Origin of the sequence: Brevibacillus sp. LEMMJ03 (assembly GCF_007197875.1) — a bacterium.
GTDB classification, from domain to species: domain Bacteria; phylum Bacillota; class Bacilli; order Brevibacillales; family Brevibacillaceae; genus Brevibacillus; species Brevibacillus thermoruber.
Genome location: NZ_VKJN01000019.1, coordinates 26,144 through 44,191, shown reverse-complemented (window position 1 = coordinate 44,191; position 18,048 = coordinate 26,144). Strand labels below are relative to the sequence as shown.

General features: G+C 61.6%; 15 protein-coding genes, 1 pseudogene and 1 riboswitch. Of the genes and pseudogenes, 6 read left to right on the top strand and 10 right to left on the bottom strand.

Annotated features, from left to right (window positions below):
• The first annotated feature begins 58 nt into the window (after positions 1-58).
• The gene (locus FOI68_RS19295) at positions 59-1,294 is read left to right on the top strand and encodes an MFS transporter (RefSeq protein WP_065068263.1); all 1,236 of its coding nucleotides are present in this window, start codon (positions 59-61) and stop codon (positions 1,292-1,294) included.
• Positions 1,295-1,440: 146 nt separating this feature from the next.
• On the opposite strand, the pseudogene FOI68_RS19290 reads toward FOI68_RS19295, so the two are convergent.
• The 5 genes and pseudogenes from FOI68_RS19290 to rnjA form a co-directional block, all read right to left on the bottom strand.
• Positions 1,441-1,903: pseudogene (locus FOI68_RS19290) on the bottom strand (SDR family oxidoreductase).
• Between the two features lie 164 nt (positions 1,904-2,067).
• On the bottom strand, positions 2,068-3,090 hold the full coding sequence (locus FOI68_RS19285; protein ID WP_143864052.1) for a methyltransferase: 1,023 nt from the start codon (positions 3,088-3,090) through the stop codon (positions 2,068-2,070).
• A gap of 507 nt (positions 3,091-3,597) precedes the next feature.
• Complete coding sequence (locus FOI68_RS19280) at positions 3,598-4,425, bottom strand: aldo/keto reductase (RefSeq protein WP_255433692.1); 828 nt, start codon at positions 4,423-4,425, stop codon at positions 3,598-3,600.
• A 175-nt stretch (positions 4,426-4,600) separates the two neighbouring features.
• Positions 4,601-5,032, bottom strand: coding sequence for a BrxA/BrxB family bacilliredoxin (locus FOI68_RS19275; RefSeq protein WP_029100971.1), 432 nt, complete (start codon positions 5,030-5,032; stop codon positions 4,601-4,603).
• A 99-nt stretch (positions 5,033-5,131) separates the two neighbouring features.
• Complete coding sequence (gene rnjA / locus FOI68_RS19270; protein WP_029100970.1) at positions 5,132-6,784, bottom strand: ribonuclease J1; 1,653 nt, start codon at positions 6,782-6,784, stop codon at positions 5,132-5,134.
• Between the two features lie 172 nt (positions 6,785-6,956).
• Between rnjA and chrA the strand changes: the two genes are divergently transcribed.
• Positions 6,957-8,093, top strand: coding sequence for a chromate efflux transporter (gene chrA, locus FOI68_RS19265; RefSeq protein WP_044899984.1), 1,137 nt, complete (start codon positions 6,957-6,959; stop codon positions 8,091-8,093).
• Between the two features lie 223 nt (positions 8,094-8,316).
• Here chrA and FOI68_RS19260 read toward each other — a convergent pair whose 3' ends face one another.
• From FOI68_RS19260 to FOI68_RS19240, 5 genes are all read right to left on the bottom strand, one after another.
• On the bottom strand, positions 8,317-8,931 hold the full coding sequence (locus tag FOI68_RS19260; protein WP_044899985.1) for an SCO family protein: 615 nt from the start codon (positions 8,929-8,931) through the stop codon (positions 8,317-8,319).
• Between the two features lie 79 nt (positions 8,932-9,010).
• Positions 9,011-9,325, bottom strand: a complete 315-nt coding sequence (locus tag FOI68_RS19255; RefSeq protein WP_044899986.1) for a rhodanese-like domain-containing protein — start codon at positions 9,323-9,325, stop codon at positions 9,011-9,013.
• 69 nt (positions 9,326-9,394) lie between these two features.
• Complete coding sequence (locus tag FOI68_RS19250; RefSeq protein ID WP_143864051.1) at positions 9,395-10,417, bottom strand: cytochrome d ubiquinol oxidase subunit II; 1,023 nt, start codon at positions 10,415-10,417, stop codon at positions 9,395-9,397.
• An 18-nt stretch (positions 10,418-10,435) separates the two neighbouring features.
• The gene (locus tag FOI68_RS19245; protein ID WP_143864050.1) at positions 10,436-11,749 is read right to left on the bottom strand and encodes a cytochrome ubiquinol oxidase subunit I; all 1,314 of its coding nucleotides are present in this window, start codon (positions 11,747-11,749) and stop codon (positions 10,436-10,438) included.
• A 209-nt stretch (positions 11,750-11,958) separates the two neighbouring features.
• Positions 11,959-12,537, bottom strand: coding sequence for a GNAT family N-acetyltransferase (locus FOI68_RS19240; RefSeq protein ID WP_143864049.1), 579 nt, complete (start codon positions 12,535-12,537; stop codon positions 11,959-11,961).
• A gap of 94 nt (positions 12,538-12,631) precedes the next feature.
• Positions 12,632-12,742: riboswitch (SAM riboswitch) on the top strand.
• Positions 12,743-12,838: 96 nt separating this feature from the next.
• Here FOI68_RS19240 and FOI68_RS19235 point away from each other — a divergent pair.
• From FOI68_RS19235 to FOI68_RS19220, 4 genes are all read left to right on the top strand, one after another.
• A complete protein-coding gene (locus FOI68_RS19235) occupies positions 12,839-14,140 on the top strand; it encodes a homocysteine synthase (RefSeq protein ID WP_143864048.1) in 1,302 nt (433 codons plus the stop codon).
• 367 nt (positions 14,141-14,507) lie between these two features.
• A complete protein-coding gene (locus FOI68_RS19230; protein WP_143864047.1) occupies positions 14,508-15,446 on the top strand; it encodes an AAA family ATPase in 939 nt (312 codons plus the stop codon).
• 7 nt (positions 15,447-15,453) lie between these two features.
• Positions 15,454-16,644, top strand: a complete 1,191-nt coding sequence (locus FOI68_RS19225) for a DUF58 domain-containing protein (protein ID WP_143864046.1) — start codon at positions 15,454-15,456, stop codon at positions 16,642-16,644.
• On the top strand, positions 16,641-17,969 hold the full coding sequence (locus FOI68_RS19220) for a DUF4129 domain-containing protein (protein ID WP_044899997.1): 1,329 nt from the start codon (positions 16,641-16,643) through the stop codon (positions 17,967-17,969). Before FOI68_RS19225 ends, FOI68_RS19220 begins: the two co-directional genes overlap by 4 nt.
• Positions 17,970-18,048 lie beyond the last annotated feature (79 nt).

Genomic DNA, 18,048 nt, shown 5'->3' with positions numbered 1-18,048 from the left:
CAAAGTTTATAAATGGGGGTATACTATGGAAAAACCTGCCGATAGAGGGTGACCGCGCATGATCTCCCCCAGAAACTGGTTTCGCCGATACCCGCGGGACGTGCTGCTCTTTCTCGCCGCCAGCTGCATCAACGCGTCCGGCAGCGCTTTTATGTGGCCGCTGACCACGCTTTACGTCCATACGCATCTGCACCGTTCGATGGCCGAAGCGGGTGTCGTCCTGATGCTGCAGTCGCTGGCCGGCATTGTCGGACAGTTTGCCGGGGGCGCCCTGTTTCACCGGCTCGGCCCCAAGCCGTTGATTGTCGGCTCGCTGGTCCTGCAGGGAACGCTGCAGGTGGGCATTCCGTTTACCGACAGTTGGCCCGTGTACATCGGATTGATGGTGGGCATGGGCTTTTTGTTCAACGTGTCCTCCCCGGCGATTCAGGCCTTTGTCGGCTTTCGCTGGAAGGAGCGGCGGCGGGAGCTGTTCAATGTCGTGTATGTGGGCAACAACCTGGGCATGGCGATCGGCACCTCTCTCGCCGGTTTGATCGCCAGCTTTTCGTTTGCCTTCACGTTTTTGCTGAACAGCGCCAGCACCTTTGTGTTCGCCTTGTTCTTTTTCCTTTTTATGAGGCGCGTCTCCCACGAGGAGCTGGCGGGCGGCGATGATGCCGGCAAACGGAGCGGCCGGCAGCCGCTGACCCTGCTGCTCCGCTATCAGGTGTACCTGTTCATGGCGCTGGGTTCGGCCTTTATCTTCTTTTCCACCGCAGTCTGGAATACCGGCGTAGCCCCCTACCTGACCGGACAGGGCATGCCGCTTTCGTCCTACAGTTGGCTGTGGACGATCAACGGCATCGTCATTTTTGCCGGGCAGCCGGTCGTCTCCTGGCTGAAACGCATCGTGAAGCACAGCCTTCCCGCCCAGTTGGTGGCCAGCGCCGCCCTTTACGCGGCCGGGTTCGGCTTCATGCTTTTCTTTCATGACAGCTACGCCGCGTTTGTGGCCGGCATGATCATCACCACCTTTGGAGAGATGCTGGTCGCTCCCGCCGTCCCCACCTTCATCACGGAAAAGACGGGAGAAAACGCGCCGTTTTACCTCGGCGCGTCGGGTTCGATCACGGCGGTCGGGCGCCTGCTGGGCCCGCTGGTGATGGGCCATCTGTACGACGGAGGCGGCGTCGTGCCCACGCTGCTCCTGGCAGCGGCCATGTCCGCCGCGGCCGTCCTGCTCTGTCTGGTCCACGCTTCGTTTCATCGGGAAAAGCGGACAGCTGCCGATCAGCCGGCCCGCTCCTGTTGACGGAACGGGCACACAAACGGGCTGCGTCCGGCTGCCTGACACGGCAGCAAAAACAGCTCGGCCCGACTGTCCCATCACGATAAAAAAACAGTCCTTTTCCTGCACGCCAGCAGGAAATGAGGACTGTTTTTCCATGTGGACAGGGGTTACGGGCGCGGGCAGGTAAGCGACTTGCCGTTGTCTCGCGGACCGAGGGAGAGAATGAAGGGCACGGCGGTACGGCTCCACTCCTCCGGCGTCGGGGAACTGTCCACCTCTTCCGGGGCACACGCGCGCAGCATCGCTGTATCGATGCTCCCCCCCGGGATCAAGGGCCACCGCGGCCATCCCCTCCGGAAGTTCTCGCGCCAGCGACTGAGTCAGTCCCTCCACGGCGAATTTGGAGGCGCAGTAGGGGGCAAGCAGCGCTTCTCCGTATCGGCCCCACCCGGAACTGATGTTGACAATCACACCGCTCCCTCTTTCCACCATGGCCGGCACCAAGGCGCGGATCACGTTGGCCACCCCGACGACGGTCCAGCCCGCTTCATCAAACCGGTCCAGCATGGCCCGCCCCAATCCTCTGGTGACGCCGGTGATGACGACCAGCCTCCTCTTCCTCACAAACATGCCATCCCCCTCCACATATCCCAAACTTACGAAACATTATCATCTATTCTATTAAGCAGTTTTTTTATGCGTCATTGCGATAAAATAGTCAGCCCTCCGGCTCCCTTCTTTCGCCAGAGGGCTGACGATCACTCTACAAGCTGCTGTCGACAGGGCCATCCCCGTCACACGGGAATTCCTTCCAGCATGCAGACGGATGCAGATGTCGGGACGATTCGCTCCAGTTCAAAGTCTGCTTTCCGGAAAAGCGTCCGAAACTCCGCCTCGGTCCGTTCCCTTCCCGTGGCCATGATCATCATTTCCAGATCGATCAACGTGGACGGATGCGGTTGGTTTCCGGCCGGAACGACCATCTCCATCACCAGGAGCTTTCCGTCCTCCCGGATGGCCCGGCGGCAGTTCCGGAGAATGGCAGCGGCTTCGTCATCGCTCCAGTCGTGGAGGATGTTCTTCAGCACGTACAAATCGCCGCCTGCCGGAACCGATTCGAAAAAGCTGCCGGCGATGCACGCGCACCGATCCGTGAGCCCGGCCTCCGCAATGTGCCGCCGGGTGCCTTCGATCACGGAGGGAACGTCGTAGATGACCCCTTTCAGGCCCGGATGAGCGTTCAGGATGGCGGTCATCAGCCGTCCGTGTCCGCCTCCCACGTCGATGACCCTGTCATACGGGGAAAAATCGTACGCCAGGGCCGACACCACCCGGTGGGACATGTCCGACATGGCCTGGTTAAAACGCTCGCCCGCATCCGGATGATTCGCCAAGTATGCAAAAACGCCCATGCCGTGCACATCCTGAAACGCCGGTTTGCCCGTCTTCACCGTGTACATGATGTGGCTCCACGCGTCCCGGTGCCATTTTTCCCCCACCATGATCGCCATGCCGCGCAGGCTGTTCTCCCCTGTCTGCAGATACGAACCGAGCGGACCCAGCGCAAACCGCTGCTCGCCTTCCTCCTGAAACAGCCCGATGCCGCACAGAGCCCGCAAAATCCGATAGAGTGACGGAGCATGGGTCTCGGTCACCTCGGCAAGCTCGCCGGCGCTTTTCGGCCCGTCCGCCAGCAAATCGGCAATTCCCAGCTTGGCGGCAACATAGATGGCCTGCTGCACCCACCCCCCGGTGATCCATTCCATGACCCGATCGGCAGACGCCGGTTGTGGCAGTGCCTTCTTTTCGTTTTGCATCCTGTCTCCCCCGCTACATGGATTTTGTCTCACTGCAAAGGGTATTCAGGATAGCACGGAGAAATTCCATTATTTTCAAAATAACAAACGCTCCCTTCCTCTTCGGAAAGGAGCGTTTCAGACTGAAGACAAACCGATTGGATCGAAGGAGAAGCATGTTTCCAGGCAGAGCAACTTGTGAGCCCTACCGAGCGAAGCAGCGATTTGCGGGGAATAGGAGCGCCACTTTGAATGGACTGCGAAGCAATGCGGCTTTGGCGATCCCCCGCAAATCGCTGCGGAGCGTGCAGTCTGTGCTTCCTTGCTGGGCGTAAACTGGGCCCCGCCGAACGCGAGCGTTAGCTTGTGTTCGGTGGGTAAAGCACGGAGCGGATGCCGGAAACGTGCTTCTCCCCCCAGCAGCTACTTTGTTTACACACTGAAGCTCCTTTCCTCTTCGGAAAAGAGCGTTTGTCTCCCGGTTAAAACCGCAGCTCCGGCAGCTCATACCACTCGCCGGACATCCATTCAACTCGCCTTCCAGCGCAGCACATCAGGACGGACAAGCGAAATGATCTCCTGGAAAAAGGCGACCCGCTCGATGTCGGTCATCGGGACAAAGCGGTTGACCGCCTCCACATCCGCCTCCAGCTCGCTCATCTTGCTGACGCCGAGGATCGCGGTGGACACGGGCAGACTCCAGGTGTAGCGCAGCGCCTGTTCCGTCCACGGCGCCAGTTGGCCAAGCGCCATCACCTTCATGCCGATGACAGCGACGCCTTTTTCCACCGCCAGCGGGACGAATTCGTGGGCAAAGCTGTAGATGAAGTGATCCAGCGCCGACAGGGCGACCAGCGCGCTGTCAAACGGGAAGCGGCGAATGGCTTCCGCCAGCAGGCGGGGATCGGTGTGGCCGCTGATGCTCAGTTTGCGCACCAGCCCCTGCTCCCGCGCCTCGACCAGCGCTTCCAAGGCACCGCCCTTGGCAAAAATGGCTTCGAAGTCGTGCGGCTGCATCACGTTGTGCACCCGCCACTCGTCGACGTAATCGGTCTGGAGCCGCTTCAGGCTGGCTTCCAGATCGCGCCAGGCCAAATCGCGCGTCCGACCGCCGGTTTTGGTGGCGATCCACACCTTGTCGCGCAGCCCTTTCAGCCCCTTGCCCAGCCGCGTCTCCGACTGGCCGTCGCTGTAACTGGGAGCCGTATCAAAATAGTTGACGCCCAGCTCCACGGCGCGGCGGACGATGGCAATCGCCTGCTCCTCGCTGCAGCCGTGCTCGTCCACGATGCGCTGGGCGCCAAAGCCCAGCAGGGAAACCTGATGGGGGTCTCGTCCAAACGAACGGGTAATCATGCTTGGTCATCCTTTCGCAAATGCGCCCGGCGATCGCGCGCCAACCGCATCCCGACCGCAGCCGCTTGCAGGCAGCCTGGCCGGGGGCCGCGGGCGTGCCGGGCAGAGGCGCTTCGTTTTCGCAACCACGCAGAACAAGACGCCCGCAGCGGAGCGTCTTGCCTCACGTTCGTCATCAGTCGCAGTATTTGTCGTACGCGTCGGTCAACAGCTTGGAAATGGTCGCCAGGTCGTTGTTTTCGATCTGATGGCGCTCGATCATCGTCACCAGCTTGCCGTCCTTCATCAGGGCAAACGACGGAGACGACGGCGGATAGCCTTCAAAGTACTCGCGCGCCTTGGCGGTCGCCTCTTTGTCCTGGCCGGCGAAGACGGTGTAGAGATGGTCCGGCTTTTTCGGATGGTTGAGCGAGTGGGCCACGGCCGGACGGGCCAGACCCGCCGCGCAGCCGCAGACGGAGTTGACCACAATCAGCGCGGTGCCTTTCAGGTTCGGCAGGGTTTTCTCCACTTCCTCCGCCGTGCGCAGTTCGGTGAAGCCGACGCGGGTCAGCTCGTCGCGCATCGGTTGAATCACTTGATTCATGTATGCCTCGTAGGACATCATGGGGCATTCTCTCCTTTTTCCGGTACATTTGCTTTTTATTATATCCCGTGAAAGCCCAAAGGAGAATGGTTCCCGACACTTTCACAGATTCGGCCGCGCCTATACTTCCATCAGGATGGTCAAAATCATCGGATTGCGGCCCGTCTTTTCATAGATAAACGGCTTGATCACTTCGTTGATCTGCGACTTCAGCTCGGACCATTCCTTGATCTTCTTGTCCAGCGCCTCCTGCAGCTTTTGGCGGACGAGCACGGTGGCCTCCTGGATCAGCGATTCCGATCCGCGCACGTAGACGAAGCCGCGGCTGACGATGTCCGGCCCGGTCAGGATCTTGAAGTTTTTCATGTCCAGGCTGACCACGACCACCATCAGGCCGTCTTCCGCCAGATGCTTGCGGTCGCGCAGCACGATGTTGCCGACGTCGCCCACGCCGCTGCCGTCGATCAGGACAATCCCGGCGGGCACTTTGCTCAGCCACGCTTTTTCCCGATTGCAGTTGAGCACGTCGCCGTTGTCCATGATGAAGATGTTGCTCTCCTCGATGCCCACCTGCTGCGCCAGTCTGGCGTGCATTTTCAGCATGCGGTACTCGCCGTGGATCGGCACGAAGTAGCGGGGGCGGATAAAGTTGAGCATCAGCTTCAGCTCTTCGCTGCTGCCGTGGCCGGACGCGTGGATGTCAAACACGTGGCTCAGCACCACGTTGGCTCCCGCCCGGTACAGCTTGTCAATCGTCCGGCTGACGTTCACCGTGTTGCCCGGGATCGGCGAAGCGGAGATGATGACCGTGTCCTCCGGATAAATCTGCACCGAGCGATGGGACCCGGAGGCGATGCGGGTCAGTGCCGCCATCGGCTCGCCCTGGCTGCCCGTGCAGATGATCAGCACCTGGTTGTCCGCGTAGTTGTCGATGTGCTTGACGTCAATCAGCATGCCCTCTGGCATCTGGATGTAGCCCAGTTCTTGTCCGATCTGAAACACTTTTTCCATGCTGCGGCCGATGACCGCCACTTTCCGGTCGCACTCCATGGCCGCGTCCACCACCTGCTGCAGGCGGTGCACGTTCGATGCGAACGTGGCCAGGATAATCCGCCCGCGCGCCTTTTTCACCACGTCGAGAATGCCTTCGCCCACCATGCGCTCCGACATGGTAAACCCGTACCGTTCGCTGTTGGTGCTGTCCGACAGCAGCGCCAGCACGTCGCCGCTGCTGCCGATCCGTGCGATTTTGCCGAATTCCGTGGTGGGACCGACCGGCGTCATGTCAAACTTGAAGTCGCCCGTGTGAATGACCATGCCCTCCGGCGTGTGGATGACGATTCCGAACGAATCGGGAATGCTGTGGTTGGTGCGGAAAAAGGTGGCTTTCAGCTTTTTGAACGGGATCTCCGTGTCCTCCGAAATGGGGATCAGCTTCACCTCGTTCTGCATCCGGTGCTCTTCCAGCTTTGCCTTGACCAAGCCCAGGGTGAGGCGGCCGCCATAGATCGGCACCTTGATTTGCTTCAGCACGTACGGGATGGCGCCGATGTGGTCCTCGTGTCCGTGCGTCAGCAGCAGCGCCTTGATCTTGTGCTGATTCTCGATCAGATAGGTGATGTCCGGGATGACCAGGTCAATGCCGAACATCTCGTTCTCGGGGAATTTGACCCCGCAGTCGATGATGACGATCTCGTCTTCGTACTCGACACAGTACATGTTTTTGCCGATTTCGCCGAGACCGCCCATCGCGAAAATCTTTACGTCGCTCAATACTCGTTCCTCCTAATAGATTTCGTGCATGTTTTGTTGGAAACCCGACCAATGCATGCCACTTCTTATTGTATCACATCGCGGCGCCTTCGTTTCATCCAGTCTTGCCATTTTCCCGCATTCTGCTACCGTATGAGGTAAAGAAAACGGAAAAGAAGCGAGGAGAGCCCTCATGAACCGTCATCTGCCGGAAGTGGCGCAGGTGTTTCTCAAACTGGGGAGCATCGCCTTTGGCGGGCCTGCCGCCCACATCGCCATGATGAATGAAGAAATTGTACAAAAGCGAAAGTGGGTCGATCAAGAAACGTTTCTCGACCTGCTGGGGGCGTCCAATCTGATCCCCGGGCCCAACTCAACGGAATTGGCCATTCACCTGGGGTACCGGCGCGCGGGATGGCCCGGCCTGATCGTCGCCGGCGTCTGCTTCATCGCTCCCGCCATGCTGATCGTGCTGGCGTTCGCCATGCTGTACGTCCGCTTCGGCTCGCTGCCCCAACTGGCGTGGGTGCTGTACGGCATCAAACCCGTGATTCTCGCGATCGTGCTGCAGGCGCTCTGGGGACTGGCCCGCACCGCCGTCAAGGACCGCGCGACCGGGATGGTCGGCGCCGCCGCCCTGGCTGCCGCCGCTCTCGGCATGCACGAGATTCCCGTCCTGGCGCTCGCCGGACTGGCTGTCCTGCTGATCAGGCAGGGAGGCCGCCTGCAGGGGCGGATGCACGCCCTCTCCCCCGTTCTGCCGATGTGGGGGCTGTGGGCTGCGGCGAAAACGCCTGCCGCCGATGCGGCCAGTCTGGGCAAGCTGTTTGTTCTGTTTCTCAAAATCGGCTCGGTGCTGTACGGCAGCGGCTATGTACTGCTCGCCTTCCTGCAGTCGGAGTTTGTCCGCCGCTGGCCCGTGCTGACCCCGGAACAACTGCTGGACGCCGTCGCCGTGGGCCAATTTACGCCGGGTCCGGTCTTTACCACCGCCACCTTTGTCGGCTATCTGGTCGGCGGGACGCCGGGCGCCGTGCTCGCCACCATCGGGATTTTTCTCCCGGCGTTTGTCTTTGTCGCCGTGGTAAATCCGTGGGTGGACCGCCTCCGCCGCTCTCCTGTCGCCGGTTCGCTGCTTGACGGGGTAAACGTCGCCTCGCTCGCCCTGATGGCGCTGGTCTCGGCACAGTTGGGCACATCCGCCGTCACCGACTGGTTGGGCGCGCTGCTTTTGGCCGTCAGCCTGTTCCTGGTGATCCGGTTCCGCATCAATTCCGCCTGGCTGGTCTTGGGGGGCGGGCTTGTCGGTCTGGCGGCGGCTTATATGTGACGGAGACAGTCAAAGCCATCCGTTTGGAAGAGACCCGCTGAACAGCCAATGTGCCGCAGGGAACCCCGTGATTCCCGAAGAGGGCCGCCCATGAAACAGATGAACCCGCCCCCGGGACCGCGAACATCAGGTCCGGCAGAGGCGGGTTTTTTTACGGAAAATAATTTCCGGAAGGGCCGGCCCGCTGCGTCATGCAAAGGCCGGGGCGGCCCCGGTTGGCTGTCTAATCGGCCAACTGCTCGATGTCTTTCAGCATGTTGTCCATATCCATGTCGGACGCCATCCCGTACATGCGGCGCATGTTGCCGTCCTTGTCGACGAGGAACATGCGGGCGGTGTGGGCAAACGAACCGTCAGGCTGTTTCAGGACGGCGATGCCGAAGTCTTTGGTCACTTTCTCCACGGCCGCTTGATCGCCGCGCAGGAAGTACCAGCCGCTCTGATCGGCGCCAAACTTGTCCGCGTACGCCTTGAGCACTTCCGGCGTGTCCCGCTCCGGGTCAAAGGTGATCGTCACAAACGCCACCTTGTCTCCGAACAGCCCTTTGGCCTTCAACTGTTCCTGCATCTTGGCCATGTTAAACGTCGTGGCCGGGCAGATGTCCGGGCAGTGGGTAAAGATGAACTCCACCAGCCGGACCTTGCCGTTGGTTTCGGACAGGGTGAATGTGGACCCGTTGATGTTGTCCAGCGTAAAGTCGTTCATCTGTTTCATGACGGGGATCTGGCTCTTCTGCCAGTACTGGTAGCCGAATACCCCGACAACGAGCAGCACCAGCACGGCGGCCGCCACGGTAAACCAGTGGCGCTGCCAGAACGACGCCTTGCCTTCGCTCATCTTGCTCTCCTCCTCATCCTGATCGCGCTGATCCCCGACAAACGGCGATCACGCGCATCTTTCTTTCTGCAGCGCTGCGTTACGCTTCCGTTTCCCCCGGCCAGGCGAGCATGCCGCCCACCATGTTGGCCGCGTCGAAGCCCAATTCCTGCAAATATTGGGTGGCCATGTGGCTGCGGGCGCCGCTTCGGCAGACCAGCACGACCGGCGTCTCCTTGTCCAGCTCGTCGACGCGATACGGCAGAAAGCCGAGCGGAATCAGTTTGGCTTCCTTAATGTGACCGCCATTCCACTCCTCCACTTCGCGTACGTCGATGACCTGCAGCTTTTCTCCCGCAGCCAGCTTCTCCATCAGCTCCTGCGGCGTGATTTCCTTTACCCCTTGATCCGCCATGTTTCACTAGCCTCCTGTATATTCGTGAACTTTGATTCCATACCGCCTCCCATCATACCATACCGCCGGCTATTTTCGAACAGGCCGCCCCTCCACGTAAGTGGCGTCAAACAGGAAGAGCCTGAGCAGCAGGATCAGCGACGGGATCAGCAGGAACAGGCCGGCGATCAGCGCGATCACCAGCGCGGTGCTCATGGCCGGGCTGTTGATGCTGTCGGTGATCGTGATGTACGGGTAGAGCAGATACGGCAGGTGGGCGATCCCGTACCCGAAGAACGCGAAGGCGAACTGCAGCATGACCAGCACGAACGCCCAGCCGTAGTAACGCCGTTTCAACTGCAGCGCCAGCGCCCCGCAGAAACAGGCGAACGAGAGCAAAAACATCCAGCTGATCTCCATCATCTTGTCAAAGTGCTGCGGGTTGTGCCGGTGGATGGAGAGAAAGACGAGAAAGCTGGCAAAGATGGTCGGCAGGCTCCAGGCGACGGCGTAAGAGCGGAGCAGCTTGACCGCCGCCGCATCCCTGGCCCGGTCGGCGTAGTACGTGAGAAAGCTGGCGCTGATGTAGAGCACGCTGACCAGGGCGAGAGCAACGACCGCCCAAGCGTACGGACTGGTGAACAGCCGCCCCGTGTTGAGCACGATCTCTTCTCCCTGTGTTTCGATAAAGCCTCCCTCGGAAATGGTCAGGATGGTGGCCAGCGATGCCGGGATAAACAGGCCCGTCACGCCGTAGATGAACAGGTAAGCCATGCTGTCGCGCGCCCCGTAGTGGGCAAACGCGTAAAACGATCCGCGCAGCGACTGGAGCACGAGAAAAAGGCTGCCCGGGACCAGGAGCGCCGTGCCGTAGTAGTAGGCCGTGTCCGGGAAGAACCCGATCAGCCCGACGATGAAGAAAATCAGAAAGACGTTGGTCACTTCCCAGACCGGAGACAGGTACCGCTCGATGATCGCGTTGACGATGTGGTCGCGGCGGGTCACCTTGCAGTAAAACGAAAAGAACCCGGCGCCAAAGTCGATGGAGGCCACGATGAGGTAGCCGTAGAGAAACGTCCACAGCACGGTAATCGCCAGCGTTTCCAATGTCATGTCGATCCCCTCCTTCCGTTACTTCCATTCCGCCTCGACCGGCTTGTTTGCGAACATCCGTCTGAGCACCAGCGTGCAAACCACGGCCAAAAACGCGTACAGGAGGCCGAACAGGACCAGCATCTGCCCGACGTTGTCGGCGGTGGTGGCGGCGTGCTGCGTCTTCATGTAGCCGACGAGAATCCACGGCTGCCGGCCGATTTCGGAAAAGATCCAGCCCAGTTCGATCGCCAGAAACGCCAGCGGCGCCCCCAAGACGATCGCGCGCAGCAGCAGGCGCGGAACCTCCCCTTTTTTCCAGCGGCGGACGGCAAAGTAGAGAAGCGGGACGATCAGCATGTACACCCCGATCGCCACCATCCCGTCAAACAGGTAGTGGATGAAGAGCGGCGGCCACAGCTCGCGCGGAATCTGGTCGAGACCGGTGACCGTGCCGTTTGGCGAACCGGTCGCCAAAATGCTGAGCACGTACGGCAGTTTCAGGGCGTTTTTCACTTCCAGCGTCTCCGGGTCCAGCACGCCGCCGACGACCAGTTCCGCCCGCGGCCTGGTCTCAAAGTGCCACTCGGCCGCCGCCAGCTTGGCCGGCTGGTATTCGGCCAGGTACTTGCCGGCCAGGTCCCCCCACAGGGCGGTGCCGAAGGAGAAGAGCAGCGCCAGGCCGATGGTGAAGGTGAGCGCCTTCCGGTAGTATTCGTGCCTGCTCCCTTTCAGCAGCTTCCAGGCGGCGATGGCGGCCAGTACAAAGGCGGAGGCGGCGTACGACGAGAGGATCATGTGGCCTGCCTTGGTCGGCGTGGCCGGGTTGAACATCGCCACCAGCGGCTGAATGTCGACGATGGCGCCGTTTTGCAGGGTAAAGCCCTGGGGCGCGTTCATGAACGCGTTCACCGTCATGATGAAAAAAGCGGAAGCGGTCGAACCGATCACGACCGGAATGGAGAAAAACCAGTGGACATACGGGTTGGCAAAGCGATCCCAGGTGTACAGGTAGATGCCGAGAAAGATCGCTTCGAAGAAAAAGGCGAAAGTTTCCAGAAACAGCGGCAGGGCAATCGCTTCCCCGGCGATTTTCATAAAGCTGGGCCAGAGCAGGCTGAGTTGCAGGCTGATACAGGTGCCGGTGACCACGCCTACCGCCACGGTGACCGTAAAGCCTTTGACCCAGCGGCGGGCCATCAGCGTGTACATCGGGTCATTGCGGCGGATGCCCAGCCACTCCGCGATCGAGATCATCACGGGAATGCCGACGCCCAAAGCGGCAAAAATGATGTGAAACCCCAGCGTCAACGAGGTCAGGATCCTGGCCAGCATGGTATTGTCCAGTTCCATCGATGTCTCCCCTCCCCGAAACAACATTTTCACAGTGAATATGTGATTTTTATCACAATCACCCCTATTATAGGGCTGCCCCGGCCGAAAAGTTGTGAACGAGAGAGGGCGAAACGGTTACGCAATTGTGACGGGGGGCGCTGCGGTTCCTGCTTCAAGCCGGCCCCGATGGGAGCGGGACCGGCCCGCCTCAGCCCGCCGTGTACGGATTAGTCACGGACCGCTTCTCCCCTGGCCGCCCGTTCCTTTTCCGCCAGATACCGGAGAAAATCGTCCCGCTTGAAGGCGTGCAGCACACAGGGCTGCTGCTGCCGCTGCTCCAGAGCGGCGTGCTCCTCGGGATACTCGTTTTCCACGTGGAGCGTGACGTAGGGCAGCTTCTCCTGCGCTTTTTGCGAGCGGATGTTGGTCGTCCGCGCCCCGGCGAAGACGATGTCCAGGTCCAGCTCGCCAAACGCGATGGACAAAATCGCTTCCTTGGCGAGCTGGTTGTACCCTTTCCCCCAGTACGCCCGGCCCAGCCAACTGCCGATGTGACAGCGCCGCCGCTCCCTGTCGATGAACATCAGCGTGGTGACGCCGATCAACTCCTCCTTTTCATTGAAAACGACCCGGCTGACGGCTCTTCCTGCCCGCTCCTCTTCCGTAATGTGCCGGATGAACCGCTTCGTATCCTCGACCGACTGGTCCTGCAGGCTGAGCGCGCCGCTGACGGCCGGATCGGAAACCAGCGCAAACATGCGCTCCGCATAGGCCAAATCGTGTGGACGCAAGAAAACAGCAATCATGATAATTCCCCCTGACTTACTCGGAAATTTGTATTGACCGAATCCGGCTGTCCCCCTATAATACCAGATAAGCACAATTTGCAAAATTTCCACGATTTCATCAAGAGCGGCGGAGGGACAGGCCCGATGAAGCCCGGCAACCGGCAAACAAGCCTGCTTGCATGGTGCCAATTCCTGCAGAATCCCGGATTCTGAGAGATGAAACGGCCGCTTGATCGGGAATGACCGAAGCCTTCTTTCTCTCCGGAAGAAGGCTTCGTTTGTTATCCATCCTTTATCCAGGAAAGAGGGAGAGATGCCCATGTCGGACCAACGCCAGTGGAAGCCGGAAACCATCGCTCTGCACGGAGGACAGTCGCCCGATCCGGTGACGGGAGCGCGCGCCGTGCCGATTTACCAGACGACCTCGTACGTGTTTCGCGATACGGAGCACGCCGCCAACCTGTTCGGGCTGAAAGAGACGGGCAACATCTACACGCGCATCATGAACCCGACCCAGGACGTGTTTGAACAGCGGGTCGCCCTGCTGGAAGGCGGTGTCGGGGCGCTGGCCACTTCCTCCGGGCAGGCGGCGATCGCCTTTTCCATCCTCAACATCGCCCAGGCCGGCGACGAAATTGTCGCCTCCAACAGCCTGTACGGCGGCACCTACAACCTCTTCTACCACACGCTGCCGCGGCTCGGCATCACCGTTCACTTCGTCGACCAATCCAACCCGGACCATTTCCGCTCCAAAATCAACGAAAAGACAAAAGCGCTGTTCCTCGAGACGATCGGCAATCCGCGCATGGACGTGGCCGACATCGAGGCGATTGCCGCGATTGGCCACGAACACGGAATTCCGCTGATCGTGGACAACACCTTTGCCACTCCGATCCTCTGCCGTCCGTTTGACCACGGAGCGGACATCGTCGTTCACTCCACCACCAAGTTCATCGGCGGACACGGCACGGCCATCGGCGGCATCATCGTCGACTCCGGCAAGTTCGACTGGAGCAGCGGCAAGTTTCCCGGCCTGACCACGCCCGACCCGAGCTACCACGGCATCGTCTACACGGAAGCGCTCGGCCCGCTGGCGTACATCGTCAAGGCCCGCGTTCAACTGCAGCGGGATATCGGGGCCGCCGTCGCGCCGTTCAACGCCTTCCTGTTCCTGCAAGGGCTGGAAACGCTGCATCTGCGCATGGAGCGGCACAGCGAAAACGCCTTGACCGTCGCCCGCTATCTGGAGGCACATCCCGCCGTGGAGTGGGTCAGCTACCCGGGATTGGAGAGCGATCCGCACTACCGCCTGGCGCAAAAGTACCTGCCGAAAGGCGCGGGAGCCATCCTCACCTTTGGCATTCGCGGCGGCGTCGCCGAAGGGAAGAAGCTGATCGAGTCGGTCAAGCTGTTCTCCCATCTGGCCAACGTCGGCGATTCCAAGTCGCTCATCATCCATCCGGCCAGCACGACCCACCAGCAGATGTCGGAAGCGGAACAGCTCGCCGCCGGCGTCACCCCGGGCCTGATTCGCCTCTCCGTCGGCACGGAGGCGATCGACGACATCCTCGCCGATCTGGAGCAGGCGCTGAAGCAGGCGGTGCCCCAGCAGGTCGGATAAGGAACGAGTCTGGTCCGTTGGGGCGCCCCGCCGCGCCCAAAGCGGCCGGGAGATGGCGCGCGTCTGCGCTCGTTTGCGTCAAACAGCGAAGCGGGAGTTCCCCTTCGCTGTTTTTCTTGTTTCCGACGCCTTTTCTTCACCCTCTGTTCCCGCGGCTTTCAAGCACCCAGTTGCTTGACTGTGCGCCGCCGATGAAGGTCGCAAACGTTCCCCCGCCGATCAGCGGCACGCTCGTTTCAGAGGGCCGTTTTTCCGATCGGGATAATTTTATGAAGATTTGGCAAAATCAGGCGTTCCGATGTATAATACCTTCCATACTGGAACAACCGGGTCTCGCGCCCTATTTTCCCATAAAGGAGACGTCCTCATGACCCATCGCCCTTTGGACACATTGCTGGAAAGCGTCAACCGCGTCATCGTCGGCAAGGAGCCGCAGATCCGGCTGCTGGTGACGGCTCTTCTGGCCCGCGGCCACGTGCTCTTGGAGGACCTGCCCGGCATGGGCAAGACCGTGTTGGCCAAAACGCTCGCCCAGGCGATCGGCGGCACCTACAACCGGGTGCAGTTTACCGCCGACCTGCTGCCTTCGGACGTGGTCGGGCTGCACGTGTTCAACCAGCGGACCGGCGCGTTTGAACTTCGGCGGGGACCGGTGTTTGCCGACGTGCTCCTGGCCGACGAGATCAACCGGGCCACGCCGCGGACGCAATCCGGCCTGTTGGAATGCATGGAAGAACGGCAGGTAACCATCGAAGGGGTGACGCTTCCCCTGCCGCCGACGCTGTTGGTGATTGCCACGCAAAACCCGATCGAATCGGAGGGAACCTATCCGCTTCCGGAAGCGCAGCTCGACCGCTTCTTGTTCCGCCTGTCGCTCGGCTACGGCAGCAGGGAAGACGCCCGGGAGATCCTCCGGCGGTTCCGGACAGGCTCACCGCTGGAGCAGGTGGAGCCGGTGATCAGCGTCGACGAGATCGCTGCCATGCAGCGGGACGTGACAGCGGTACACGTCAGCCCCGCCGTGGAGGAGTACATCATCGATCTGACGGAAGCCACCCGCCGCCACCGCTCCGTGGAAACGGGCCTCAGTCCTCGCGCCATGCTCGCCCTGCTGCGCTCGGCGCAGGCGGCCGCTTACCTGGACGGGCGCACCTACGTCCTGCCTGACGATGTCAAAGCGGTGTTTCCCGCTTTGTCCGTCCACCGCATCCGCCTGTCGATGGAAGCGGAACTGCACGTGACGGAGCAGGAAGTGATCGACGACATCCTCAAAAGCGTGGCGACACCGGTCGAAGAAGGCGTGTGATCCACACATGAGCACGAGACAGGTCTATCACGCTTTGGGGTTTCTCTGCCTCCTGTTTGCCCTCTTTTCGGGCAGCCGCTTTCTCTGGCTGTTTGGCGGCTTCTTCTTTTTCATGACGCTGGCTCACCGCTGGTGGCGGGCCAATCTGCCGCGCTGGGTTCGGCTGGAGTGGAGCGCGGACCAGAGCCGGGTGATGCCGGGAACGCCCGTCACCGTCCGTTTTTCGCTGCACAACCGCTCCTGGCTGCCGCTGCCCGGCACGGTGATCCGCGTGTCCTTTCCCGAACACGTGACGGTCGAAGGGGCGGACGACGTGACAGCGAGCAGCCAGCGCTGCACGGTTCGCTTCCGCTTCCACCTGCCGCTTAGGACAAGCGCGGAACGGACGTTTACGCTCACCCCGCACAAGCGCGGCCTGGTGTGGCTGACGGAAGCCCAGGCGGACACGCTCTCCGTGTTTGGCGAGGAGCAGGACCCGATTCCGCTGCCGCTGTCGTTTTCCCTCCTGGTCTACCCGCTGCCCTTGACGCTGCCCCCGCTGTCGGCGGCGGCAGCCGAGCCTGACGGCGGCAGCGTCTCGCGCAGACGCCTGGAGGAGGACGTCACGTTTTTGCGCGGCGTGCGCGGCTATGCGCCGGGAGACCGGCTGAAGCACATCCACTGGAAAGCCAGCGCGAAAACCGGCGCGCTGCAGACGCGGCTGTTCGAGCCGACCGCCCGCCCCACCTGGAAGGTGGTGGGACACATTCTGCCGTCCTACGAACCGCTGCTGCAGCGGCAAAACGATACGGTGAACGAGCGGGTCATCTCCGCTCTTGCCGCCCTCTCCGTTCTCTGCCGCCGCCAATCGCTGTCCTGCGACCTGTTCCTGACGGTGAAACAGCGCGGACGGGAGCAGTTCCACCTCCCCGCGGGCAGCGGCAAGGCTCACCACGTCCATGTCATGACACAGCTCGCCCGCCTGTATCAGTACATGCCGACTTCGCTGGCGGCCGTATTGCGGCGTCTGGAGCACAGCGGCACCCGTGACGCGATCCTGATCGTCACCCCGCGTCTGGACGGACCGGCGGAAGAAGCGGTCAAACGGCTGGTGCGGCACGGCCACAGCGTCACGGTGCTGGACGTGTCGGAAGAGCAGCCGGTCCTGCGCCGGCACGAGTCCGGCCGCACCCCGGCGAGGAAGGTGGTCCTTTCATGACGTGGTCCATGTTGGGACGCTGGACGCTGGTGTTCTGGATGGAAGCGCTGCTGACGGCCTCCGTGCTGATGCTGTTCCGGTGGCTGCCGGCCCGGCCGGAAAGCATGATCGGCTTTGTCCTGGCCGCCGCGCTCCTGCTCGCCCTGGGAAGCTGGCTGTACCAGGGGGGCGGACACCACCTCCTGCTTCACCTGCTGCTGTATCCGCTGGTGGCGGCCGTCGGCGGTCTGTGTTACGCCGCTTTCGGCTCCTGGCTGCTCGCTTTGCTGCTGGCCGCCCTCTTTTTCTGGCGAATCCACGCCGCGCCCTCGATTCCGTGTACGCCTGTCCATCTGCGCCACCGCTTTGTGCTGGCGCTGATCATCTGCCTGTTCCAACTGGTGCTGGCCGGCCTGTTCGGAGCGCTGGCCGCCCCGCAGCCGCATGACGTTCGGGCGTATTACGCGATACTGGCTTTCGTGCTCGCCAGCCACCTCGTCACCGGCTGGGGCGAGTACCTGACGCGCGAACCGCCGGGCGGAAGCGCCGCGCCGATCTCCCTTGCCGCCGCTTTGGGCGGTCAACTGCTGACCACCCGGCTGCTGCTGGCGGCGGGATACGCCCTCGCAGGCGGCGGCCTGCTCTGGCTCCTGGCGTGGATCTGGGGGCTGGTCAAAGAACCGCTGGGAGACGGTCTGTACCTGTTGGCCCGCCCGCTCCTCCTGGGAACCGCCGCGCTGTTTGGCAAACTGGCGGACGTCCTGAGCGGAAACAGCCGCGTCAACGGGCTGTTCAACAGCGGAACGGATGTCGTCGAACAGCCGTTGGAGGAGATCGCTCCGGCCGGCGGCGAGACGCTGTTTTCGATGGCGGAACCCTACCTGATCGCATGCGTCTCGGCGCTGGTCCTCGCCACGCTGGCGCGGTTCATCTGGAAACGGCGCTACCGGAACGTCGGCGGCACCGCCGTCTCCCCTGCTCCGGTTCAAACCGCCTGGCGCCCGGTCGCCGCGGACGCATCGGCAGACGAAGGTCCCCTCTGGGAGCTGGACACGCTGATGCGCGGCCCGTCCGGCCCCGTCGACGATCCGGTGCGGTATGCGTACTACCGGTTTCTCCAGCACATGGCCGAAGCGGGGATGCGGATCGAACGGCATGAGACCAGCCACGAATACTTGCGGCGCATCCGCTCGCAGTGGGCCAACCCGGACGTAGTGGAACTGGCCGGACAGATCACCGGCTACTACGAGCGGTACCGCTACCGCCAGCAGCCGCTTTCGCCGGAAGAATGGAACGACCTGGAGCAGTGCTTGCGGAAGCTGCGGGACTCGTCCAAGCGCGAATGATGGATCGGCACAACCACGCCTTTCTCCGGCGTGGTTTTTCATTTGGTGTATTGACAAAGCGATTCCCCTCCCCCATAAT